The organism is Aquibacillus salsiterrae, assembly GCF_028416595.1.
Classification (GTDB): domain Bacteria; phylum Bacillota; class Bacilli; order Bacillales; family Amphibacillaceae; genus Aquibacillus_A; species Aquibacillus_A salsiterrae.
Genome location: NZ_JAMQKC010000021.1, coordinates 1 through 22,063 on the forward strand (window position 1 = coordinate 1; position 22,063 = coordinate 22,063).

General features: G+C 37.6%; 24 protein-coding genes, 1 tRNA gene and 1 riboswitch. Of the genes, 19 read left to right on the forward strand and 6 right to left on the reverse strand.

The features are described from left to right. Positions 1-584: 584 nt before the first annotated feature. Together mreBH and NC799_RS14860 are read right to left on the reverse strand one after the other, a co-directional pair. A complete protein-coding gene (gene mreBH / locus NC799_RS14855; protein WP_272447228.1) occupies positions 585-1,592 on the reverse strand; it encodes a rod-share determining protein MreBH in 1,008 nt (335 codons plus the stop codon). A 169-nt stretch (positions 1,593-1,761) separates the two neighbouring features. Further along, entirely contained in the window at positions 1,762-1,893 is a 132-nt protein-coding gene (locus NC799_RS14860) for a YflJ family protein (protein ID WP_272447229.1), read from the reverse strand. A gap of 191 nt (positions 1,894-2,084) precedes the next feature. On the opposite strand from NC799_RS14860, the gene NC799_RS14865 reads away from it, so the two are divergent. Next, on the forward strand, positions 2,085-2,741 hold the full coding sequence (locus NC799_RS14865) for an MOSC domain-containing protein (protein ID WP_272447230.1): 657 nt from the start codon (positions 2,085-2,087) through the stop codon (positions 2,739-2,741). 53 nt (positions 2,742-2,794) lie between these two features. Then, on the forward strand, positions 2,795-3,172 hold the full coding sequence (locus NC799_RS14870) for a DnaJ family domain-containing protein (protein WP_272447231.1): 378 nt from the start codon (positions 2,795-2,797) through the stop codon (positions 3,170-3,172). Here the strand turns inward: NC799_RS14870 and NC799_RS14875 are convergent. Beyond that, entirely contained in the window at positions 3,169-3,501 is a 333-nt protein-coding gene (locus NC799_RS14875) for a hypothetical protein (RefSeq protein ID WP_272447232.1), read from the reverse strand. The genes NC799_RS14870 and NC799_RS14875 overlap by 4 nt on opposite strands. Positions 3,502-3,803: 302 nt before the next feature. Here NC799_RS14875 and NC799_RS14880 point away from each other — a divergent pair, with 302 nt between their 5' ends. From NC799_RS14880 to NC799_RS14895, 4 genes are all read left to right on the forward strand, one after another. Further along, positions 3,804-4,274, forward strand: a complete 471-nt coding sequence (locus NC799_RS14880) for a low molecular weight protein-tyrosine-phosphatase (RefSeq protein ID WP_272447233.1) — start codon at positions 3,804-3,806, stop codon at positions 4,272-4,274. Positions 4,275-4,286: 12 nt separating this feature from the next. Further along, positions 4,287-4,571 carry a hypothetical protein gene (locus tag NC799_RS14885; RefSeq protein ID WP_272447234.1) on the forward strand — a complete coding sequence of 95 codons (285 nt, stop codon included), beginning with the start codon at positions 4,287-4,289 and terminating at the stop codon, positions 4,569-4,571. A 30-nt stretch (positions 4,572-4,601) separates the two neighbouring features. Further along, complete coding sequence (locus tag NC799_RS14890) at positions 4,602-5,438, forward strand: YihY/virulence factor BrkB family protein (RefSeq protein ID WP_272447235.1); 837 nt, start codon at positions 4,602-4,604, stop codon at positions 5,436-5,438. Positions 5,439-5,584: 146 nt separating this feature from the next. After that, positions 5,585-6,382 carry a YfkD famly protein gene (locus NC799_RS14895; protein ID WP_272447236.1) on the forward strand — a complete coding sequence of 266 codons (798 nt, stop codon included), beginning with the start codon at positions 5,585-5,587 and terminating at the stop codon, positions 6,380-6,382. A 58-nt stretch (positions 6,383-6,440) separates the two neighbouring features. On the opposite strand, the gene NC799_RS14900 is transcribed toward NC799_RS14895, so the two are convergent. Then, positions 6,441-7,286 carry a mechanosensitive ion channel family protein gene (locus tag NC799_RS14900; RefSeq protein WP_272447237.1) on the reverse strand — a complete coding sequence of 282 codons (846 nt, stop codon included), beginning with the start codon at positions 7,284-7,286 and terminating at the stop codon, positions 6,441-6,443. 171 nt (positions 7,287-7,457) lie between these two features. Here NC799_RS14900 and NC799_RS14905 point away from each other — a divergent pair, with 171 nt between their 5' ends. The 9 genes from NC799_RS14905 to NC799_RS14945 all read left to right on the forward strand — a co-directional run bounded on the left by NC799_RS14905 (position 7,458) and on the right by NC799_RS14945 (position 16,795). Continuing rightward, a complete protein-coding gene (locus NC799_RS14905; protein ID WP_272447238.1) occupies positions 7,458-7,607 on the forward strand; it encodes an SE1561 family protein in 150 nt (49 codons plus the stop codon). Positions 7,608-7,860: 253 nt separating this feature from the next. Beyond that, positions 7,861-8,604 carry a delta-lactam-biosynthetic de-N-acetylase gene (gene pdaA / locus NC799_RS14910; protein WP_272447282.1) on the forward strand — a complete coding sequence of 248 codons (744 nt, stop codon included), beginning with the start codon at positions 7,861-7,863 and terminating at the stop codon, positions 8,602-8,604. A 121-nt stretch (positions 8,605-8,725) separates the two neighbouring features. Further along, positions 8,726-9,592: a DNA-3-methyladenine glycosylase family protein gene (locus NC799_RS14915; RefSeq protein WP_272447239.1), complete on the forward strand. Its 867-nt coding sequence runs from the start codon at positions 8,726-8,728 to the stop codon at positions 9,590-9,592. Between the two features lie 174 nt (positions 9,593-9,766). After that, on the forward strand, positions 9,767-11,344 hold the full coding sequence (gene mbcS / locus NC799_RS14920; RefSeq protein ID WP_272447240.1) for an acyl-CoA synthetase MbcS: 1,578 nt from the start codon (positions 9,767-9,769) through the stop codon (positions 11,342-11,344). Between the two features lie 560 nt (positions 11,345-11,904). Next, a complete protein-coding gene (locus NC799_RS14925; protein ID WP_272447241.1) occupies positions 11,905-14,028 on the forward strand; it encodes an ATP-dependent Clp protease ATP-binding subunit in 2,124 nt (707 codons plus the stop codon). 119 nt (positions 14,029-14,147) lie between these two features. Then, positions 14,148-15,029 (forward strand): ComEC/Rec2 family competence protein, encoded by an 882-nt coding sequence (locus NC799_RS14930; RefSeq protein ID WP_272447242.1) that lies wholly within the window; start codon positions 14,148-14,150, stop codon positions 15,027-15,029. A 21-nt stretch (positions 15,030-15,050) separates the two neighbouring features. Further along, positions 15,051-15,908, forward strand: a complete 858-nt coding sequence (locus NC799_RS14935) for a dimethylarginine dimethylaminohydrolase family protein (RefSeq protein ID WP_272447243.1) — start codon at positions 15,051-15,053, stop codon at positions 15,906-15,908. Positions 15,909-15,971: 63 nt separating this feature from the next. Then, entirely contained in the window at positions 15,972-16,571 is a 600-nt protein-coding gene (locus NC799_RS14940; RefSeq protein WP_272447244.1) for a DUF421 domain-containing protein, read from the forward strand. Between the two features lie 151 nt (positions 16,572-16,722). Next, positions 16,723-16,795, forward strand: a tRNA-Ala gene (locus NC799_RS14945). Between the two features lie 250 nt (positions 16,796-17,045). On the opposite strand, the gene NC799_RS14950 is transcribed toward NC799_RS14945, so the two are convergent. Then, a complete protein-coding gene (locus NC799_RS14950; RefSeq protein ID WP_272447283.1) occupies positions 17,046-17,690 on the reverse strand; it encodes a transcriptional regulator in 645 nt (214 codons plus the stop codon). Positions 17,691-18,046: 356 nt separating this feature from the next. Here NC799_RS14950 and NC799_RS14955 point away from each other — a divergent pair, with 356 nt between their 5' ends. The 4 genes from NC799_RS14955 to NC799_RS14970 all read left to right on the forward strand — a co-directional run bounded on the left by NC799_RS14955 (position 18,047) and on the right by NC799_RS14970 (position 21,502). Further along, positions 18,047-18,331, forward strand: a complete 285-nt coding sequence (locus NC799_RS14955) for a type II toxin-antitoxin system Phd/YefM family antitoxin (protein WP_272447245.1) — start codon at positions 18,047-18,049, stop codon at positions 18,329-18,331. Further along, positions 18,315-18,632, forward strand: a complete 318-nt coding sequence (locus NC799_RS14960; RefSeq protein ID WP_272447246.1) for a type II toxin-antitoxin system RelE/ParE family toxin — start codon at positions 18,315-18,317, stop codon at positions 18,630-18,632. The genes NC799_RS14955 and NC799_RS14960 overlap by 17 nt, the downstream gene beginning before the upstream one ends. Before the next feature lie 524 nt (positions 18,633-19,156). Then, entirely contained in the window at positions 19,157-20,281 is a 1,125-nt protein-coding gene (gene yfkAB, locus NC799_RS14965) for a radical SAM/CxCxxxxC motif protein YfkAB (RefSeq protein WP_272447247.1), read from the forward strand. A 236-nt stretch (positions 20,282-20,517) separates the two neighbouring features. Then, positions 20,518-20,603: riboswitch (cyclic di-GMP riboswitch) on the forward strand. A gap of 380 nt (positions 20,604-20,983) precedes the next feature. Then, positions 20,984-21,502 (forward strand): PilZ domain-containing protein, encoded by a 519-nt coding sequence (locus NC799_RS14970; RefSeq protein ID WP_272447248.1) that lies wholly within the window; start codon positions 20,984-20,986, stop codon positions 21,500-21,502. A 228-nt stretch (positions 21,503-21,730) separates the two neighbouring features. Here the strand turns inward: NC799_RS14970 and NC799_RS14975 are convergent, their stop codons facing one another. Then, positions 21,731-21,976, reverse strand: coding sequence for a YuzB family protein (locus NC799_RS14975; protein ID WP_272447249.1), 246 nt, complete (start codon positions 21,974-21,976; stop codon positions 21,731-21,733). Positions 21,977-22,063 lie beyond the last annotated feature (87 nt).

Here is a 22,063-nt window from a genome sequence, read left to right on the forward strand (position 1 = left end):
CGAATTCACCCCTAATTCGGACATGGAAAGGCAAAATCCAGTGAATTGAGTCCGAATTCACCCCTAATTCGGACAGAGAAAGGCGAAATCCAGTGAATTGAGTCCGAATTCACCCTTAATTCGGACATGGAAAGGCAACATCCAGTGAATTGAGTCCGAATTCATCCCTAATTCGGACATGGAAAGGCAAAATCCAGTGAATTGAGTCCGAATTCACCCCTAATTCGGACAGAGAAAGGCGAAATCCAGTGAACTGAGTCCGAATTCACCCTTAATTTGGACAGAGAAAGGCGAAATCCAGTGAATTGAGTCCGAATTCACCCTTAATTCGGACATGGAAAGGCGAAATCCAGTGAACTGAGTCCGAATTCACCCCTAATTCGGACATGGAAAGGCAAAATCCAGTGAACTGAGTCCGAATTCACCCTTAATTTGGACAGAGAAAGGCAAAATCCAGTGAACCGAGTCCGAATTCACCCTTAATACGAACAGCCCCTACCGGGAAAGTGACTTCCCTGCCCGGTGCGGAAATCAACTTAGAAGTAAGTGGTTTTCTTGTTTCGAAGGGGCGACTAGCGCTTTTCTTATTTTACTGCTTTTTCTAGTTTGTGAATCATTTTTAGTGATTGTCCTGTCCCGATAGCAACTGATTCGAGTGGACTCGGTGCTAGGTGGACCGGCACGTATATCTCACTACTTAACCATTCCTGCATCCCTTTGATTAAGGCACCGCCACCTGTAATTGTTACACCGTTATCGACAATGTCCCCACTTAATTCAGGTGGGCAATCCTCTAAAGTAGCATGTACTGTTTCGAGGATAGCTTCTAAAGATTCTCGAATTGCTGCTTGTACTTGTGTAGATGTAACTGTGATTACCTTAGGAAGTCCAGTAACAAGGTCACGGCCTCTAACTTCCATTGATTCTTCCTCGTGCTCGATAAGAGCATAACCTATTTCCATTTTAATGTTTTCAGCCGTTCGCTCTCCTATTAACACGTTGAATTTCTTACGGATATACTGGACAATTGCTTCATCCATCTTATCTCCACCTGTACGGACAGAACGACAGGAGACCACGCCACCAAAGGAAATAATTGCAACTTCACTTGTTCCACCACCAATATCTACAATCACACTGGCGATTGGTTCTTCGACTGGCAAGCCTGCGCCAATAGCTGCTGCAATTGGCTCTTCGATTAAGTGAACCTCTTTTGCACCAAAACTTTTCACTGCGTTATGAATCGCTCTTCTTTCAACGGTTGTGCTTCCGGATGGCGTACATACGACAACTGTAGGCTTTCGAAGTGATGTGCCAAGCTTTTTGCTTACTTTTTTTAAAATTACCTTTAACATTTGGGCAGTAACGTCATAATCAGCAATGACCCCATCTTTCAGTGGGCGAATTGGAACAATATGCCTGGGTGTCTTTCCGACCATTTCTTTAGCTTCCGTACCTACTGCAACCACTTGCTTTGTTTTCGTATCTATTGCAACTACGGAAGGTTCATTGAGAACAATTCCTTTAGCTTTCGTATATACAAGGATATTTGCGGTTCCTAGATCAATTCCGATTTCAGCACTTGCAAACATGTTAGTTCCTCCATCGCTGTAAATTTCTACTTATATTTTTCTCGGTATTGCTTATTTTTATGGGGGTTTTCTCGTTAGTAATAAATGGAAAGGATCTTGTAAAAAAACAGAAGCCTATCAAGCTTCTGTTTCTAATAACATAAAAAAGAGTATGAAGTATTGGATTTGGTTAGTTCTTTTTCTCTTCTAATAGGTTTGCAAGGACGTGTTTTTTATATTTTTCTATTTTACGTCCCTCGTATGTTCGTACACCTAAGCTTTTCAATTCTTCTACGTACCATCCTTTACTACCTACGTGCATTCCTATCATCCTCTCCCTAATATTTCTTACTCCAATGCGATTGTAACACCTATTCTTTTTAGAATAAACCGTGATGCTTATCAAACAATTTGCTATGATAGAAGAAAATCCCTTGCTACTAGACACCTCTGCCTTTTTATCTTATTAAATAAGGGAATTTGTGTGATAATAACAATTGGAGTGAGATTCAAATGAAGTATGCTATTTATGCGTTAAGTGCTGGTAAACCAACTACACATGTGTTAAATGGAAAGGAACTACATACAGGCTTTATCAAGGAACAAATGCAATCAGATTGGCTTTCGAAAACTGGTTTTACTAAAGACGGGCAAGCAGACACGAAAAATCATGGCGGGGAAGATAAAGCGTTATTAATGTATCCGTTTGACCATTATCACTATTGGGAGACGAGGTTCAAACAACCATTTAAGGTACCATCGTTTGGTGAAAATATTACTATTAGTGGACTAACTGAAAAGGATGTATGTATAGGAGATATCTATAAATTAGGCCATGCAACGATTCAAGTGTCCCAACCAAGGCAGCCCTGTTACAAGATAGCTGACGTTCATTCCATTAAAAATATACCAGCCGTAGTAACAGAGACAGGCTATACTGGTTATTACTTTCGCGTGCTAGAAGAGGGGAATGTGACAAATAGCGATCAGCTACAATTAATTGACCAAAAAAAACAGCAAGTGAGCATTGCCTTTATCCACCGCATTCTGTTTCATGACCGTAACAATGCAAAGGGAATCGAGGTAATTCTAAACGTAGATGAGCTAGCGTCTTCTTTACGTGAATCACTAACGAAAAAATTGGCAACACTTACAGGAAATAATGGGTAACATAAATTCGGTTAATCCTGATACACAGCTTTTAAATAGTTAGGAGGGTAGGTATGGATTTTTTTTCGATAATGGCTGAGGAAAAGATTAAACAGGCAATCAAAGACGGACAGTTGGATAATTTACCGGGGAAAGGTAAGCCGCTGAAATTGGAGAACTTAGACCATGTCCCCGAAGAGTTAAGAGCAAGTTATCACATGATGAAAAATACAGGCTATTTACCAGAAGAAGTAAAGGTAAACAAAGAATTAGTTACGTTAAGAAAACTGTTAAAAGCTGCTAAAAATGATAGTGAGAAAGCAGACATAAATAAACGGATAACTGAAAAAGAAATACAATATGAACTGATGCTCAAAAAAAGAAAATTAAGTGGGTCTTCTGTTTTTAAAAAATACAGTACGAAAATATCTAATAAATTATTTGGAATTTAATAGCCCCACTTATCCAACTTTATCGATTCTGGAATGGATAAATGTTTAAACTGCGGCGCGTATTTCATTGCGTACAATATAATTTGGTTGTAGGTTGTAGGTGCAATATCTTTTTTTGTCGGGGAATGGATCTCAACTGTACCTTCATCAATTATTTTTATGAGTGCCCCGCCCCGGACATATAAGGTAACATAGAGAAATGGCTGAACAAGTTTATGTTTAGCAAGAAACGCTTTAGGGAATTCTGCTGTAATTAACAGGCGGTCTTCAATTTGTTTCACAGAAAGTTGACTGTAAAATTGGAGATTTTTAATTTCGTTTAAAACCAATGATATCAAGCTCCTTTACTACTATAATGGGTACAACGTTTTGCTACAGACTAGTATATCATTTCGGGAATAAGGGATATATACCTTTTACTTAAATTTTATAAAAGAACTAACGTGGTTGGTAAGATGAGCTAAGGCCAAGATGAAGGGGTGTCGATTTGGCCAATGCGAGAACAAAAAGAGGTGATTTTGTTCGAAATTTCTTTTATAAAAGGTATTATAATATACATAGCAGCGACTTAATGTCTATTAAAATAAGTTTTGTATAATAATTTAATAAAATAATATAAGGTGGTTAAGTAGTGATTAAGATATTGTTTGTATGTTTAGGAAATATTTGTAGGTCACCAATGGCAGAGGCAGTATTCCGTGATTTAATTCAAAAAGAAGGGCTTGAAGATAAATTTCAAGTAGATTCTGCTGGAATTGGACATTGGCATATTGGCAATCCCCCACATCAAGGAACAAGAGATATTTTGGACCGATTATCTATTTCTTATCAGGGCATGAAAGCACGACAGGTTTCTAACACCGATTTTTTGGATTTTGATTATATTATTGCAATGGATGAAAAAAATGTAGAGGATTTAAAAGAAATTGGTGAAAGTGAACAGGTGACAGTTGCTCGTTTGCTGGATTTTGTTCCAGGAATAGTCGATAAAAATGTACCAGACCCCTACTTCACCAAAAATTTTGAGTACACGTATGAACTTGTGTTGCAAGGCTGTCAACAATTACTCGAACGAATTAAATCAGAACACCAATTATCGTAGGAGTGAGTAAAGATGAAAAATAAAAAAGTAGTGAAATCGATGCTGATAGGTGCAGTTGTTGGAGGCATTGTTGCAATGATTGACCGCCAAACAAGAACCGAATTAATCGATAACGTAAAGGCATCTTATTCAGGAACAAAATATTACATAGAGCATCCGTCTACAGCTGTTAGGCGTTTTAGACAAGGATATGACGATTTTGCCAATTATTTATCGGTTGGGGTCAATTCGACGATTAAGATGTTAACCCAAATCGAAGAAACACTTGATGCCCTAGAAAAGAAGAATGAGAACTAAGCTTAGGTAATCAAATAGGAGGGGAATTTGTTGGTACAACTCTTTACCTTGTTAAAAAAACTTGTAAAACGAGTGATGCGTGACGATGTTTTTGGATTAGCAGCACAATTGGCCTACTTTTTTTTGTTATCACTCTTTCCCTTCCTTTTATTCTTAGTAACGTTAGTTGGATTTTTGCCAATTCCAGAATTACATGTGATTCAATTTATTTCAGACTATGCACCAGAAGAAACAGTTAAGTTATTAAGGGAAAATATCACGGAAGTATCGCGAGACAAAAATGGTGGATTATTATCGATTGGGATTATTGGTACATTATGGTCCGCATCAAACGGGATAAATGCAATTATGCGTTCGCTTAACCATGCCTACGAGGTGGAGGAAAATCGGTCGTTTATCGTATCGAGATTTATTGCAATTATTCTCACAATTGCGATGCTATTTGTCATTGTTATCGCTTTTTTATTACCGATTTTTGGTAAAGCCATAGGTGTATTTTTGTTTTCTTTTGTTGGTTTATCTGCTGGTTTCGTTCAAGCATGGAATACACTTAGATGGGTAATTTCATCAATTGTTTTTTTTATTGTTCTTTTATCATTATATATTTTAGCCCCGAATAAACGTGTCCATATCAAAGATGTAACTGTTGGGGCAGCTTTTGCAACTATCGGCTGGCAAGCTGTATCGTTAATATTTTCCTATTATGTGAATACGATTAGTAACTATTCTGCTACGTATGGCAGTTTAGGTGGGGTTATTGTATTAATGATCTGGTTTTATATTACAGGTATCATTCTCATTATTGGCGGAGAAATTAATGCACTATTGAAACAGATAAGAGATAAGAAAGTAAAAAAGGTTACATGAGCAAAGAACTTGTCTTACGCTTTTCAGGGGTGGGCAAGGCGCTTGCGCTTTTGTTCCCAATATAGGGAGTAATTTACTTTTTCGTAATTGAATAACTTTCCTGCGTCCCGAAAATAATAAAAAAAAATTTAGAAAGGATGGGACGCATGAAAAAGATATTTTTATTTGCGATTGTTGCATTGTTCACTATCATTGCTCCTTTCTCAATAAATGGTGAAGAAAAAAAGCAAGAGAAGAATGACGAAAAAGACAAAATCCCAAGTCATGTTTTAAACATTTCAAAAGAAAACACGTATCCAAACTCTACGAAGGATGAAGTTGTGCTTGAGCCAAGTGATTTAGTAGAAGAATTAATAGCTGAATCAGAGGTGGAAATTGAAAATCCAGACCTGATAAAAATGTTGAATGAAACATCTTTACGTCCATCACCAATCGCGTTTGGGTATAGAGGAATGGTGTATTTAGGGCATTGGCCATTAAATTACAAATCGAAGGAAACAAATATTAACTGGGAATACCAAAAAATTAATACGAATGAGCTTAATAACTTAGGTGGCAAAAGTCAAAAATCAATGAGCTACAACCAAAAACAAGAAAAGCATGTTAAAGGTGGATTAACGGCTAAGATTACAAAGCCTGATCAAGTGAAGAAAATGTTGATTTTAAACGCAAAGGAACAAACCGATTTACCACTATCGTTTCATACTGTCGTTGGACAAGGAACGAAAAAGGATAACTCCTATGGTATTCCAGCCAAAAAGATTGGCACGTTAAACGCTTTTGCTCCAGCGGTAAGTGAAAAAGGTCAAGTAACCTTTGGTGAGGTATACTTAGAACTAAAAGGTTCTGAGAAAAAACTTGTTGTCAAAAACGTAACTCGTCAAGGTATTGGTGCTTGGATCCCCATTCAAGACCATGTATCCTTTTCCTTTCAATTGAAATAAATAAAGTAGGAGGATGGTTTCCGAAATGACTGTTCAGAAGCCATCCTTTCCTTATTTATTATTTGAAGAGTTGATTAGCTCTTGTGTCGATATATTGTTCGGCAAGTCGTACACCAGATTCATAAAGTGTTTTTGCTATCCAATATTCTGCTTGTTTCTTTGCAGTAAAATACTGTTCAGGTTTTACAAGTGCTGTAATCGTATATTGATATCCACGATAGTCATCATTTATTGACGTAAGACCATACATGGTAAATGGTTCAAGTGAAATGCCCCTTTCGTCTTTTAATAAAAAATAATCGAGTTCTTCATTTAGACGGGCACAAATTTGCTCGAGTAAATAGATTATTTTTTCTGGGTCTTCATAAAAACTGACAGTGAGTTGGGTAATGACTCGCATTTTTTCTTTGTTGTAATTTTCTATCGTATTCACTTTAGCATGACTAATTGAGAGCAGACTTCCAGACCATTTTCGAATCCGAAGAAAACGGAGGCTGATATTTTCAACGACACCCTCATGTTTGCTGTTGATTCGAATATAGTCACCTTGTTTCAATTGTTTTTCATAAAGAATGAAAAGACCTGTAATTAAATCTTGAATGATGCTCCGAGCACTAAAGCCAATCAGGATTCCGATTACACCTGCACCTGCTAACAGATTTCCAAATTCAACACCAAACACCGTCAAAGAATAGGCGATAAAGCCAATGGTTGTGCTATATTTAAAAAGTGATATTAGAATTGATTCGAGCGTATTTTCGTTTTTGTCTTTTAAAAGGTGTGTGTGGTTGAAAAAAAGAAGTATCACACGCTTTAACAAAAAGTATGTGATCAAAGCAAGGGCAGCTGCAAATAATAATTTCAAAAAATAAGTGTCATCAATTATATTAAAGAGTTGATTCATATCAGAAAGCTCCCATTCCTTTAAAAGAATACAATTCCACCTATCATTAATGTATGCAAAGTAAGGCTGCCTGTAATAATGGATGTAACTAGACATCGGCAATTACTTTTTATTACACTTACAACTGGCTTAACCTAAAGATCGCAAAAGAGTTAATTAGGAGTGGAAAAAATGGAACAAAAAGCTAAAGTGGAACAACTGAAGGAACAGTTACAAGGGTTTTTGTTACGCTTGGATTCCCTTGATCCGGCAAAAATGTCGATTGACGACATTGATCAGCTAATTCGCATCATTGAAAGAATGGAACAGGATCTTCATTAATTGGTATGAAACAAGCCTATACCTCATACCATATAAAGAGCAAAGTCCCCACTTTTGTCTCTCGGTCACTTAATATATATAGGTAGCATGTCATTTGAACCGGTGCTGTTTAACCGGTTACTTTTTTTGTCCAAATACATATCTGTTCTAACAAGGTTTTCCTTGTATAGAAACTGTTTTTCACCCGCAAAATAAGAAAAAAAGAAGTGGGTGATAAACGTTGAAAAAAATATTTCTCTTTATTATATGTTTGATGCTGTTACCAATGTCCATTCAAGCGAAGAGCTATGGCTGGGGCTTTAAGAAAAACACAAACCATCAACCACCAGACGTTGGTGTTTATAAAAATATACTAGATGACCTAGGTGGGTATTACCTAGATAATTCAGGGGATAAGGTAGTTTATTTAACGTTTGACAATGGGTATGAAGAAGGGTATACAGGAAAAGTATTAGACGTTCTCAAGGAAAAAAAGGTACCAGCTACATTTTTTGTTACCGGTCATTATGTAGAAGACCAAGAACAATTAGTTAAACGAATGGTTAACGAAGGGCATATTGTTGGTAACCATTCGTACCATCACCCAGATTTTACGAAGCTGTCTAAAGCAAAGATGAAGGAAGAATTAGAGTCACTTGAGGAAGCAGTGGCGAAAATAACAGATCAAAAAGAAATGCAATATGTAAGGCCACCGCGAGGAACATTTAATAAACAGTCTATCCAATGGGCAAATGAACTTGGCTATACCCACGTTTTCTGGTCTTTAGCGTTTGTTGATTGGAATACAGATTCACAAAAAGGTTGGAAAAAGGCATATCAGCAAGTAATGGATCAAATACATCCTGGTGCTGTCATATTACTCCATACAGTATCAAAAGATAATGCTGAGGCGCTGGCGTATATGATTGATGATCTTCGTAAACAAGGGTATTCTTTCCGAAGCTTGGATGACCTAGTGATGAAGGATATTTTGCCTGAACCAATAATAGGTTTTTAATTTTATAATTGGTGACAAAAAACGCTTGGATACACATCCAAGCGTTTTTTACAAAGAATAGGAAAGGAAAAATCCAAACACGTCTATATTTTCTTAATAGATAAGAAAGGAGTGATGAAAAATGTGGAAAGAAGTAGTCCAAACGAGCTTTAGTTATGATTTTGATTATGTTTTAAAACGATTGGCGATGGATCCGTTAAACAAGCTTGATTTAGCCAACAAAAAAATACATGTTCCGTTAACTATGGACGGAAAGAAAACGGTGGCAGAGGTACAAGCAGTTGGAAGTACACGGCAACCAGTTTTTGAAATTATCGGTGCTGACGAAGAAGACAAACAACTAACATTGGAAAGGGTTTCTGATTTGTTTCAGTGGGCTAAAGACCTTGACATAATTGGAAAGCACTTGAGCGGAACTAATTTAGATTCCTTAGTAGAGCATTATCCAGGGACACCGATAGTAAAGGACTTTGATTTGTTTTGGTCACTCGTCAAAACAATCATTCATCAACAACTGAACATGAAGTTTGCCCATACATTAAGTGCCAGGTTTGTACAAACATATGGAGAACAACATCACGGTGTTTGGTTCTATCCTAGCCCTGACGTTGTTGCGAATATTTCTTATTCAGAATTACGGGAACTGCAATTTAGTCAGCGGAAAGCAGAATATGTGATTGACACATCTAGGCTTATTGCAAGTGGCCAACTGGACCTAGGTGAACTTAGTCAAGATTCAGATGAAGAAGTATTACATAAATTGACCCGAATACGAGGAATCGGCAAATGGACGGCAGAAGGCTGGTTATTGTTTGGGAATGGGCGTAATAACTTTTTGCCGAAAACAGATATAGGAATTCAAAACGCATTGAAACGCTATTTTCAGCTAGAAAAGAAACCTTCACTAGAGGAAATAACAGACTGGAGCAAGGATTGGCACCCGTATCGAAGCTATGCGACGATGACACTTTGGCGAAGTATTGAATAATTTATCATTCGCTATTTCCCGGGAAATAGTGACACATTTTGCTAGCATTTCCTAAAGTTGAAAAAAATAATGTCGTAATCTAATTCCTCGCAGGGGCTAATGCTTAACTAGGCTTCTAAAAGTTGATATAATAACAAGTATTAGAATCTACTACTAAAACTGAGGGGCGATAGTGTGTTAAAAGAGGACTTAATTGCGCCAGAAGATTATAATATCGCAATGGAAATGGAGCAATATGCAGATAATCCTGATCGAAAAGCATTAATTTGGCATGATGAAGCAGGAAACGTCAAAGAAATCACCTATCAAAAACTAATTAGCAACGCAAATCAGGTGGGGAATGCGTTTTTAGCAAGTGGTTTGAAAAAAGGTGATAAGCTACTAGTCATGATTCCTCGGTTAATCGAGTCCTATGAAGTGTACCTTGCAGCACTTAAAACAGGAATCATTTTAATTCCAAGCTCTGAAATGCTGCGCACGAAGGATTTGCAGTACCGGATTTCTCATGGTGAGGTAAGTGGGATTGTTTGTTATCATCCGTTTGCGAATCAATTTAATGAAATAGAAGAACTAGAAGAGTTAAAAAAGTTTAGCATTGGTGAGGAAGTTGCGGGTTGGTCCTATTTAGATAAATTAAAAGAAGAGGCATCTGATGAATTAGCCATTGTTGAAACAAAAAGGGATGATATTGCATTTTTACCATATACTTCCGGAACAACAGGTCATCCTAAAGGTGTTGTTCATACCCATGCATGGGGCTATGCCCATTTACGGACTGCACCGAAAAATTGGTTGAGTGTCAATGAAGGTGATATAGTGTGGGCAACTGCAGCACCTGGTTGGCAAAAATGGGTATGGAGTCCGCTATTATCTGTTTTAGGCTCCGGCGCAACAGGGTTTGTGTATAACGGGAAATTTAATCCAAAAAAATATCTACAGTTGTTACAAGACTATTCCATTAATGTTCTTTGCTGTACACCAACGGAATATCGGTTAATGGCTAAAGTAGATAACCTATCTGACTACAAATTGCCAAATCTGCATAGTGCGGTCTCGGCGGGTGAACCACTTAACCGTGAAGTAATTGATACGTTTCAGCACTATTTTAATGTTACGGTCAGAGATGGATATGGTCAGACAGAAAACACATTATTACTTGGGTTTTTAAAAGGGATGAAGGTGAAACCCGGTTCAATGGGAAAACCAACACCAGGTAATGATGTTCAATTAATTGATGAGGACTGTAATCCTGTACCTGTTGGACAAGTAGGTGATATTGCAATACCACTTGATACACCTGCCTTGTTTAAAGAATATTACAAAGATTTGGAACGTACGTTGAAGTCGCAACGCGGTAACTTTTACGTAACAGGAGACCAAGCTTCGATGGATGAAGAGGGTTATTTTTGGTTTGAAGGACGAAGTGATGATATTATTGTTAGCTCTGGTTATACAATTGGACCGTTTGAGGTTGAGGATGCATTAGTCAAGCACCGTGCCGTTAAAGAATGCGCCGTTGTTGCTAGTCCTGATGAAGTTCGCGGTAATGTTGTCAAAGCATTTATCGTTCTTCAAGACAATGTAAAAGCGGACGATAGTTTAGTTCAAGAGTTACAAGACCACGTGAAGCAGATGACAGCACCGTATAAATACCCAAGGAAAATTGAGTTCATTGATGAGTTACCGAAAACATCGTCTGGTAAAATTCGCCGAATCGAATTAAGAAAAAAAGAACAGTATGCAAATAGTTAGTAAGAAAATTTAACGACATCTCCCTGTTTTGTGTGTGAATGTGATAATATGTACGTAAAAGAAATGCGAACAGGGGGACGGGTTCGTGGTTAAACAAATAACTTGGTTGATATTAATTGTGTTAGGTTTATTATTAATCCCAGTGGAAGCAATAAGTATGGAAAGACTACCATTCCTTGATTAAATCAGGGGTGGTAGTTTTTTCGTTAGGCTGTTTTCGTAGAGGTAGGGGGGCATAAGTCAATCCTAGGTAAACCGGTAGTTAAAGAACGATATTAACGCCCGACCGAGCCCTACCAGCGGTCAAACGGTAGTCAATTGTGCTCCACTTCTTAGCCTTCCTTAGTCTAACCAAGACGCTTGCGCTTTTCTACGAGGCTTATCTAACGCTTGTCGGGGGTGAAACAGGCGCGTCTTTCGCTTTTTTTATAAAAATTCTAATTTAATACTTGAAAGTCAAAAAAGGTCAAAGTATAATAGAAACAAGGAAAGGTCAAATATAGTCAAAGTCAAAGTTGGCCATTCGATTAATGATAACCAATTGAAGGAGGAAGTCTACTATGCAATGTCAACATTGTGGAGATCGTAAAGCTAATATTAATATTTCCCTTCGATTTAATGATCAAACCCAACAATTACATGTATGTGATATTTGTTATAAAGAAATACAAAATCAGATAAAAAATCCAAGTGGTTTCTCCTCAGGACAAGGACCAATTGATTTTAATGGCTTCTTCAGTGGGGCAGACAAAAAGCAAGGGTTTCAACAAGCAAGCGGACATAAACAAGCTGGAAGAGGTGGCTTGTTGGACGGGCTTGGTCGCAATTTGACCCATGCTGCACGAGCTGGATTAATTGATCCTGTAATTGGACGTGAGCAAGAAGTGAAACGTGTAATTGAGATTTTAAATAGAAGGAATAAAAATAACCCTGTTTTAATTGGGGAGCCTGGTGTAGGTAAAACTGCCATTGCAGAAGGTCTTGCATTGAAAATAGTTGAGGGTAACGTGCCATCAAAATTACTTAACAAAGAAATATATATTCTTGATGTCGCATCCCTAGTCGCCAATACGGGTATGAGAGGTCAATTTGAGGAACGAATGAAACAACTAGTTTCTGAATTACAGGAGCGAAACAACGTTATTTTGTTTGTCGATGAAATCCATCTTTTAGTTGGGGCAGGAACAGCAGAAGGCTCACAGATGGATGCCGGAAATATCCTCAAACCTGCACTAGCACGAGGCGAACTGCAACTCGTAGGTGCTACAACAGTAAAAGAATATCGTCAAATTGAGAAAGATGCTGCGCTTGAGCGCCGCTTTCAACCAATAATGGTCAAAGAACCAACAACAGAAGAAGCAGTATTCATTTTACAAGGAATTCAAGATAAATATGAAGCATACCACCATGTCCAATATAACGATGAGGCGATTCGAGCAGCAGTAACATTATCTCATCGCTACTTGCAGGACAGATTTTTACCTGATAAAGCAATTGATTTAATAGATGAAGCTGGTTCAAGATTAAATTTAGCTAACTCAGATTCAGACACAGAATCTATCCAAAAGCGACTAGATGAGATTAATAAAGAAAAGCAAGAGGCCGCGGAGAAAGAAGATTACGAACGAGCTGCAAATCTAAGGCATCAAGAGTTAATGCTTGAGAAAAAGTTAAACGAAACGAAGGAGCAACCGCGAGCTTCTGTTACAGTCGAGGACATCGAGTTAATTATTGAAGAGAAGACCGGTATCCCGGTTCGGAAAATTCAGGCGGATGAACAAGCTAAAATGAAGAATTTACGTGCAAACCTAAGCGCTAAAGTAATCGGCCAGGATATAGCAGTTGAGAAAGTTGCAAAAGCAGTTCGTCGTAGCCGTGCTGGACTTAAGTCAAAGCACCGTCCGATTGGCTCTTTCCTGTTCGTTGGACCAACAGGTGTCGGTAAAACAGAATTAACAAAAGCTTTAGCTGAAGAACTATTCGGTACAAGAGAATCGTTAATTAGACTTGATATGAGTGAGTATATGGAAAAACACTCAGTTTCAAAAATCATTGGATCGCCTCCAGGCTACGTTGGCCATGAGGAAGCAGGTCAGTTAACGGAGAAAGTTCGTCGAAATCCGTATAGCTTAATTTTGCTCGATGAAATTGAAAAGGCACATCCGGACGTTCAAAACATGTTCTTGCAAATTATGGAGGATGGGCATTTAACAGACTCTCATGGACGTACCGTTAGTTTTAAAGAAACAGTCATCATCATGACGTCAAATGCTGGTACCGGAACAAAACAGATTACTGTCGGATTTAACAAGGCAAATAATGAAGCAGTTTCTACGCTAGAAACATTAAGTGACTATTTTAAACCAGAATTCCTAAACCGGTTGGATGCAATTATTCCGTTTAACCAATTGACGCAAGCGGATCTAATTAAAATTGTTGATTTGATGTTAGAAGAATTAAGTGAAAACTTAGAAGAAGAAGGATATAGCATTTCTGTTTCAGAGGAAGTAAAACAATATTTAGCTGATAAGGGTTATGATCCACGCTTTGGTGCACGTCCATTACGTCGTGTTATCCAAGACCAAGTCGAGGATAAAATTACTGATTTTATTTTGGAAGAAGAACAGGGTAACGAGTTAACTGTTCAATTTGTCGATAACGAAATTACAATAGAAAAAGCATAAAGGAATTGGGGTAGGCTTTGTGAAAAAGGCCTATCCCTTTCGTTTGTACATAATTCCCCGTTATGTTGAAAAAAATAAGAAAGGCTTAATTACTCTTTGTGAAAAAAGGGGATGTGGTCGTGAAAAGAGTTATCCTACTTATATGTTCACTATTTGTCGTTATTTTACCAAATCAACTTGTTCAAGCCGATAAAATGGGCAAACTTGATAGTAATGCACCTCATATGAAAGTCCACTTTATTGACGTCGGTCAAGGCGATAGTATATTAATCGAACTACCCAATCGTAAAACGGTGTTAATCGACGGTGGGCCACCAAAAGCAGGAAGAAAAGTAGTTGACTATTTAAAAAAAGAAAACATAAAACAGTTAGACCTAATTGTGGCCACCCACCCAGACATTGATCATATAGGAGGATTGATTCCTGTACTAGCAACATTTGAAGTGAACAAATTGGTTGATAGTGGTAAATTATATTATACCAATACTTATTTAGATTATTTAAAGGTAATTGAACAACATAATATTCCAGTTACTATTGCAAAATCAAATGAGACGATAAAACTAGCTGAAAATATTCGCTTAAAGATGTTGAACCATACAAGCAACTTTTCATCAAATAATGAAGCATCCATTTCACTAGCATTACGTTATAAAGACATGGATTTTCTTTTCATGGGCGATGTCGAACAAAAACAGGAAAAAGCTATCGCTGATTTATACAATGTAGAAGCAGAATTTCTAAAAGTAGCCCACCATGGTTCTGCAACGTCTAGTTCCTATCAATTTTTACAAGAAGTCAGACCAGAACGGGCCATTTTATCATACGCCAAGGACAATCCCTATGGCCATCCTGTGCGTGACGTTGTCGACCGATTACTTGAAGTAGGCACGACGATTTACTCTACAGCTAAACTGGGGAACATTGTCGTTACAACAGATGGTGAAGCATACATGATTGAAACAACAGGCAGGGACCGACTAATTTATAATATTAGTTGAAAACTTGAGGGAGGAATAATTATGCAAGCAGAATTGGAAAGTGAGTACGCGGAGATTAGTTGTCGTAATGAGTATGATCCTTTACAACGTGTCGTCGTATGTTCACCCAAATATATGGAAATAAAGAAAATTATTAACGAAACACAGAAGCTTTATAAAGAAGAAAACATTGATGTGGATATAGCAATGGATCAACACCGAGAATTTGTTCAAGTATTGAAAGATCATCAAATAGACGTAATCGAGTTAACCCCAGAGCCCAAATTTCATGAGCAAGTATTTACGAGAGATATTGGGTATGTCATTGGTCCCGAGCTTATCGTGTCACAGATGGGGCAAGCGGTTAGAATTCACGAGGTAGATGTATTAAAGCGGGCGTTGGATGATCGTAGTATATCCTACCTGCAGTTTGAACAAAAATCGATGGAAGGCGGCGATGTCATTATTGATGGTGACAAGGTCTGGGTAGGGATTAGTGACCGAACCACTTATCAAGCAGTCGAAGCACTACAAGAGCTGCTACCGTCCCATCAGGTTACTGCTGTTCCGATTGAAAAACGAATCCTTCACTTAGACTGTGCTTTTAATATTGTTGGTAGAGAAACAGCACTTATCTATCCGGAGGCCTTTGAGCAAAAGGAATATCAGCTTTTGGCAAGTCATTATCATTTGATTGAGATTCCAAAAGAAGAGGAACTGACACTAGGTACAAATGTTTTGGCAATCGGTAATAATAAAATCATAAGCATGCCGCAAAACAAACAAGTCAATCAACAGCTGCGTGAGAAGGGCTATACGGTTATTGAAGTTGATTTTTCCGAAATTATTAAATCAGGTGGCTCGTTCAGGTGCTGCTCATTGCCTCTTTTACGAAGGTAGCTAATGAATACCTCCTCATAAAAAATTGGCCAGTGACACAAGCTAATGAAGAGGAGGTTTAATATGGCTGATTGGATTCAAGCAATTATCTACTTATTAGTTGCGATTCTATTGTTAAGATTCGCTGGTAAACGAACGATATCACAAGCAACGCCAAGTGAAGTTGTAATAATGATTGGGCTAGGGACAGTGTTAGTTCACCCGCTCAAATCAGAATACACTTGGCTAAGCGTTTATCATGGTGGCCTAATTGTTGGCGGAGTCATTATCATTTCGCTATTGCAAATGGCCTTCCCATCGTTCAAGCGATTTGTGATGGGCGAACCAATTTTGCTTGTCAAAAATGGAGAGATCATATCAAAAAATTTAAAACGAGCAAGAGTGCCGGAAGACGAGTTGAAAATGAAACTTAGGATGAAAAAAATAAATGATATAACTATGCTTAAGTCGGTAACTTTAGAGGTCAGTGGGAACCTTGGTATTGAAATTGAAGAGAAACATTCCTACGCAACCAAAAAGGATATTGCTGATTTGAAAAAGGCGATTGAAATGATTGGAAACAAAGTCGGAACGCCAGTCGTCATCTATAATCCATCAACGAATCAAGACCAAAACCTATTCCGCCAAGTCGAAGAAATCCAAGAGAAAGACCCTATCCAATAATCGGGCGGTGCATTGTCACCACCCGATTATTGGCTTAACTAGAGACTACTTAAGCCTTGGTACCTGTGCTTTTCTTGCTTATATTCTTAAAAAAGGCTCTTGCTTGAGTAAACGTTTGTAGTATATAATTAACTCTGTTGAAATTGAATAAGGGGCATTAGCTCAGCTGGGAGAGCGCTTCGCTGGCAGCGAAGAGGTCAGCGGTTCGAGCCCGCTATGCTCCATCTAACGACACTTTTTCTCGTTTAAGCGAGGGTGGGTGTCGTTTTTGCTTTTAATGGATTGTTCAGCGGACATTCGTTCCGTTATTTCTTCATAAATGCCTGATTTAAGAGGTTATACGGACATTTTTTCCGTTATTTATGAGGAATTCGCTAAAAACAATCATATTTTAGATGAATAGCGGAATAAATGTCCACTAATCCTTGAAAATGAAGCAATATCTTAAAAATAAGTGATTAAATGTCCGGTGACTTACCTTAGACTATACTTGCGTACTCGTTCATTGCCACTCTCTTCTTTTAGGAACTGGGAATCAACCATTTTATGTAAAAGGCGTCTAGCTTGGCGGTCGCTTACATTGAGGTGATCAGCCACTTCACGAGGTGTAATTGGACGTAGTAAACGTCGAGCAAAACGAATAATCTCTGTTTCGACCCATGTTAAGCAGGAAGGCGCTGGACCGGAAATGAATTTGCCGATAAAAGCAAGAATAAGCTGCTGACATTGTTTGGGTTCGTCTTTAATGGATAAATAAGCGATAGGTAATAAAGTCCAACCATCAAGAGCCAATAAAGAATGCCTCCAGCATAAGTCCTTAAACCTTCTGACATCAAGATCTCTAGCATGAGGTCCGTACCCTTGTATTTCTATACCTCCTTTGGCACCTCCAGGCATATAGGCAAGATCGAGATAGCGATAACCATTATTAAAATCACGAACCTCCCATTCCGGGTACAAATGATCAAAATTTCCTACGGTGGGAAACCATATGAGACGAAGGAATTCAATCGTTCCATGTCCCAATCCTTTCTCCAATATTTCTCGTCTCCTATGATTAGTCTCTGCAGAAATATTTTTTTGAAGCCAGTCGTTAAAAGCTTGTTCAAATTGTGGAATGGTAAGCACGTCCTTTTTAAAGTGGATTTAAGTGACTCGAAAAGTAAAGTGGGAGGTGATAGAATTCTGAAGCTTCTGAGGTAATAGAAATGGTAAGGGAAGTGAAAATCTATTATTTCCTTTAGACATTTGTATTTTAACTTATGTGCTGATATTTAGCTATTAAAAGTTAGCGTATTCACTTACTATTTGACGATGATTGTTTTTTAAATAAAGCATTTAGCCCCAAAGTAAAGTGAGGTTGCGTTTTTTTTATTTAAATCATAAAAAGGTGAAGTTCTTTATATTGTAACATAGATTGTAGTACAATAAGGATATCATGAGTATCAAATAATACTACGGGGAGTGCGTGAATATTGAATATTAAACCTTCTGCAGTAATCAGGAAAAATTATAATCAAATATCACAAATGTGTAAAGAAACAGGAGAACCAGTCTATCTTACTAGAAATGGGGAGGGTGATTTAGTTGTGATGGATATTGAAGCATTTGTAAGACGTGAAAGTATGCTCAGATTAAGGGAAAACTTGGTGGCAACTGAAGAAGATAGGTTAAACGGAAAACAAGGTAATTCCATTGATGATGTAGCATCCATGATGAAGAATGCTATAAAAGAGGTTATGAATGGAAAAAGCAGATAAAAGATATACAGTAATTATTTCGGATAAAGCTACTGAAATGCTCGTATCTCATACTAGGTTTTTGACTAATGTAAGTAATGAAGGTGCAGAAAAACTTATTGAAGATTTTACAGTTTCAGCTAAATCCTTAGAATCCATCCCAGAACGGAACCCATTGCTTTCTGACCCCTCTATACCAAGTAATAGATACCGGAAGTTATTATTCGGAAAACGTTATCTTATGGTTTATCAAATAAAGAACAGCCATGTATATGTTGATTATATTGTAGATTGTAGGCAGGATTATCAGTGGCTTTTGTAGCTTGTTCGAATTAGGGCAGTGCAAGTAACAAAAGCGGTAGAGCGCTTCGCTGGCAGTGTAGAGGTCAGCGGTTCGAGCCCGCTATGCTCCATCTCCATCGATTTAAAAGACGTAGCCACAATTGGTTGCGTTTTTTCTTTATAATAGAAAGTTTTGTGCTGCATGACATAAATTAGGAGTTGATTTCAATTCCTGAAATTCGACCAATAAACGACTTAAGGAACATTAATGAGATTTCCGATCTCTTCCATAAAAGTGGAGAATCGATTTATATAACGAAAAATGGTTATGGCCTTTGGTTGTGATGAGTATCGATACATATGAAAAAAACTTGCCAAACTAGATATGTATGAAAAGCTTGCAAAGGCAGAAAAACAGTTAGAAAATGATGAAGATTTATTAGAGGCAGAATAATTGTTCAAAGGGTTAAGGAAGAAATACGGAAAAACCAACCTCAATATACCATCCTAATAATTTGTGATACGATAAATAAATATCAATATAAATAGAAAGGAGTTTTCACTATGGCTATGAACCTATTAAAAGATAACGTGCATCCTGCAAGTGATCCGTGGGAAGCGTATCGGGACATTGAAGTACATGGTAAGATGGTGTTATCAAGTGTCGAATTCACTACGACAACGTTATGCAACATGCGTTGTGCACATTGTGCGGTTGGTTACGATTTACAAGCGGTTGACCCAGATGCATTGCCGCTTGATATTCTTATACAACGGTTAGATGAAGTGGAACATTTACGAACAATTAGTATTACCGGCGGCGAACCTATGATGTCAAAAAAATCCGTTCGTAATTACGTGCTTCCTTTATTAAAATATGCCCATGCACGAGGGGTTAAAACCCAAATGAATTCAAACTTGACCCTTCCGTATCAGCGGTATGAAGAAATTGTTCCCTACTTGGACGTTTTGCATATTTCTCATAATTGGGGACGTGTTGAGGAGTTTGTAGAAACTGGCTTTGCTAGAATGGAGCGGAAACCGTCCGTTGAAAATCGAGAAAAATATTTTTACCGGATGGTTGAGAACGCAAAGCGCTTGTCGAGAGCGGGGGTAATGGTTTCGGCTGAAACGATGTTAAATAAGCGTACGTTTCCATACTTAGAAGAAATCCATGACCACGTGCTAGCTATGGGCTGTACTCGACATGAAATACACCCGATGTACCCGGTTGATTTTGCTAGTAACTTAGAAACACTAGAGCTAGATGAAATAAAAGAGGCGATTCACCGGCTCCTTGATCATCGAGACGAAAATGTTTGGATGCTATTTGGTACATTACCGTTTTATCCGTGTAACAATAAAGAAGATGACCTCGCTTTACTTGAACGTTTGTACAAAAGTAAAAATGTTACGGTTAGGAATGATCCAGATGGTCGCTCGCGCTTAAATGTTAATATTTTCACTGGAGAAGTTATTGTTACCGATTTCGGTGATGTTCCTTCCCTAGGAAATATTAAGGACACCATGTTAACAGATGCTTATGACCGTTGGATAGATTCAAAGGTTGCAAACGAGCTCAAATGTCATTGCCCAAAAGTCCAATGCTTAGGACCAAATATCTTAGTTAAAAATACATATTATAACGGAATTGATTTTAGGCAACGGGAAGCAAGAATTAGTAGATAAAAGAGACAAGGTATATATGTGCGCAAGTGGATAACCGCTTGCGTTGTTTTTTGAAAGCTAAGAAAGTATAAAAAAATCCAAGGCTGTGTGCAAGGCGCCCTGTGCTTTTCTTGCTCTTATATTCCATTATTTTACATTTGGTTAGGTAAAAATACGCAGGAAAATTATAATAGGATATTGACAGAATTTATTGATAGGTAATAAAATTAAAGTAACAACAAAAATTAAATATGGTTTACCGACAATGGCAAACTTTTTGAAAGAAAAGGACGCAAAACCACGGGCCTAAAGCAAGAACTGCAATGGCGGCCGGGTTACCGAAAAAACCTTAAACAGGTAAACCAAGACAATGGTTTACCTGTTTTTATTTCGAAAGGAGTTGTAGGTAAAAATGCCTATCCATGTTCGTAACCGAAAAGAGGATAAGTCGAATTACCAGTTTGTCACAAAGCAAAAAACAAATAAGCTTTATGAAACAGATTCGCGGTCTGTCCACAAAGCTTGCTTGACCCACTTTGCAGCAGGATTTTTCAGAAAAGCAGAAAAAATGTTTGTAAATGTCTTCCCATCGACAATTTTGCTTCCAAAATTTACAACTTTTCCTAATAAGATTATTAATGATTTATACTGTTTAAGTCAACAGAAAACCTATGAACTATTTCCTCCTAATAAAAAAATATTTATATCACAGAGGGCGGGGCGATGATCTACATATTGCTCATGCAATTGTTAATCATTGTTCTCATGCTAGTTCTTTTATTAAAACAGTATAAAAACCTTGTTAGGCTAAAGAATCAACCAACTAGCCTAAACGTTGAAAAGTTAGATGCTTCCGCAAATAGTGATAATAAGCGAGAGAATTTTAGAGTGAATGTGAAAAACATAGCGTGTCGTATTACCCTAAAGGATTTTGAAAATAGCCAACTAGAGAAACTGCGGTATCGAAAGTTTGATGGGAAGGTTGAGAATATTAGTATTGGAGGACTAAAACTTTTAAGTGACTGTAATCTTCCTGTCAGACAAAGCATAATGATTGATATTGAATTCGACATAGAAGACCACCCTTTTTGTCTTAATGGTTTCCTTATCCGGAAAGAAGAAAAATACCATCGTAAAGAGGTCTCTTATGGTGTAAAGTTCACCAATCTTTCAGAAGAGGAAAAACAGCAGCTTCGATTAATTCTAAACCAAATGGAATTACAAAAAAGAAAAATTAGTTAAATTCGCTTCGTGTCGATTGATTCTCTACCCTATACCTATAACGAACAAAGAGCAGGTGTCTTGTGGACCTGCTCTTTTAGTTAATGATTCAACAAGCATTAGATTAAAAAACGATGAGCCGTGACTATGGTATGTCAAGGTTCATCGTTTTTTAAACTGGTAAGAAAGTATAAAAAGATCCAAGAGCTGTCTAGCTCCGGGCGACTAGCTATATATTAAAAAAACTGCCTATTTAAAAAATGCAAGTTCTTCCTCAATTGCTTCCCTTATTTTCTTTAAGCAATCATCAGGAGATTTTGCATGGATTCGTTTCCCATTAACCATTGCGTATGGTTTTAGTCGGCATAACCCACAAAAATTAAGGCAGTCATTAATCAATACTGCAACTTCTGGATATTCTGATTCGATAATCGCCTCGATGTCAATCGTATTCATCAAGTTACTATCACAGATTTCTACAACAACAATCCCCAATAGAGATCACCTACTTCTTAGTAAGTCCATTATCTTAAATGGTCGTACCTAAAGGTAACCTGCTTAGCTTGTGTTGTCAAATAATTT

Bases quoted from the DNA above. Each gene is read 5' to 3' on its own strand.
- NC799_RS14885 (WP_272447234.1), top strand. From the start codon at position 4,287: ATGAAAAATAAAAAAGTAGTGAAATCGATGCTGATAGGTGCAGTTGTT.
- NC799_RS14960 (WP_272447246.1), top strand. From the start codon at position 18,315: ATGGAAAAAGCAGATAAAAGATATACAGTAATTATTTCGGATAAAGCT.
- NC799_RS14970 (WP_272447248.1), top strand. From the start codon at position 20,984: ATGATCTACATATTGCTCATGCAATTGTTAATCATTGTTCTCATGCTA.
- mreBH (WP_272447228.1), bottom strand. From the start codon at position 1,592: ATGTTTGCAAGTGCTGAAATCGGAATTGATCTAGGAACCGCAAATATC.
- NC799_RS14940 (WP_272447244.1), top strand. From the start codon at position 15,972: ATGGCTGATTGGATTCAAGCAATTATCTACTTATTAGTTGCGATTCTA.
- NC799_RS14935 (WP_272447243.1), top strand. From the start codon at position 15,051: ATGCAAGCAGAATTGGAAAGTGAGTACGCGGAGATTAGTTGTCGTAAT.
- NC799_RS14895 (WP_272447236.1), top strand. From the start codon at position 5,585: ATGAAAAAGATATTTTTATTTGCGATTGTTGCATTGTTCACTATCATT.
- pdaA (WP_272447282.1), top strand. From the start codon at position 7,861: ATGCTGTTACCAATGTCCATTCAAGCGAAGAGCTATGGCTGGGGCTTT.
- NC799_RS14925 (WP_272447241.1), top strand. From the start codon at position 11,905: ATGCAATGTCAACATTGTGGAGATCGTAAAGCTAATATTAATATTTCC.
- NC799_RS14870 (WP_272447231.1), top strand. From the start codon at position 2,795: ATGGATTTTTTTTCGATAATGGCTGAGGAAAAGATTAAACAGGCAATC.
- NC799_RS14915 (WP_272447239.1), top strand. From the start codon at position 8,726: ATGTGGAAAGAAGTAGTCCAAACGAGCTTTAGTTATGATTTTGATTAT.
- NC799_RS14905 (WP_272447238.1), top strand. From the start codon at position 7,458: ATGGAACAAAAAGCTAAAGTGGAACAACTGAAGGAACAGTTACAAGGG.
- yfkAB (WP_272447247.1), top strand. From the start codon at position 19,157: ATGGCTATGAACCTATTAAAAGATAACGTGCATCCTGCAAGTGATCCG.
- NC799_RS14865 (WP_272447230.1), top strand. From the start codon at position 2,085: ATGAAGTATGCTATTTATGCGTTAAGTGCTGGTAAACCAACTACACAT.
- NC799_RS14860 (WP_272447229.1), bottom strand. From the start codon at position 1,893: ATGCACGTAGGTAGTAAAGGATGGTACGTAGAAGAATTGAAAAGCTTA.
- NC799_RS14900 (WP_272447237.1), bottom strand. From the start codon at position 7,286: ATGAATCAACTCTTTAATATAATTGATGACACTTATTTTTTGAAATTA.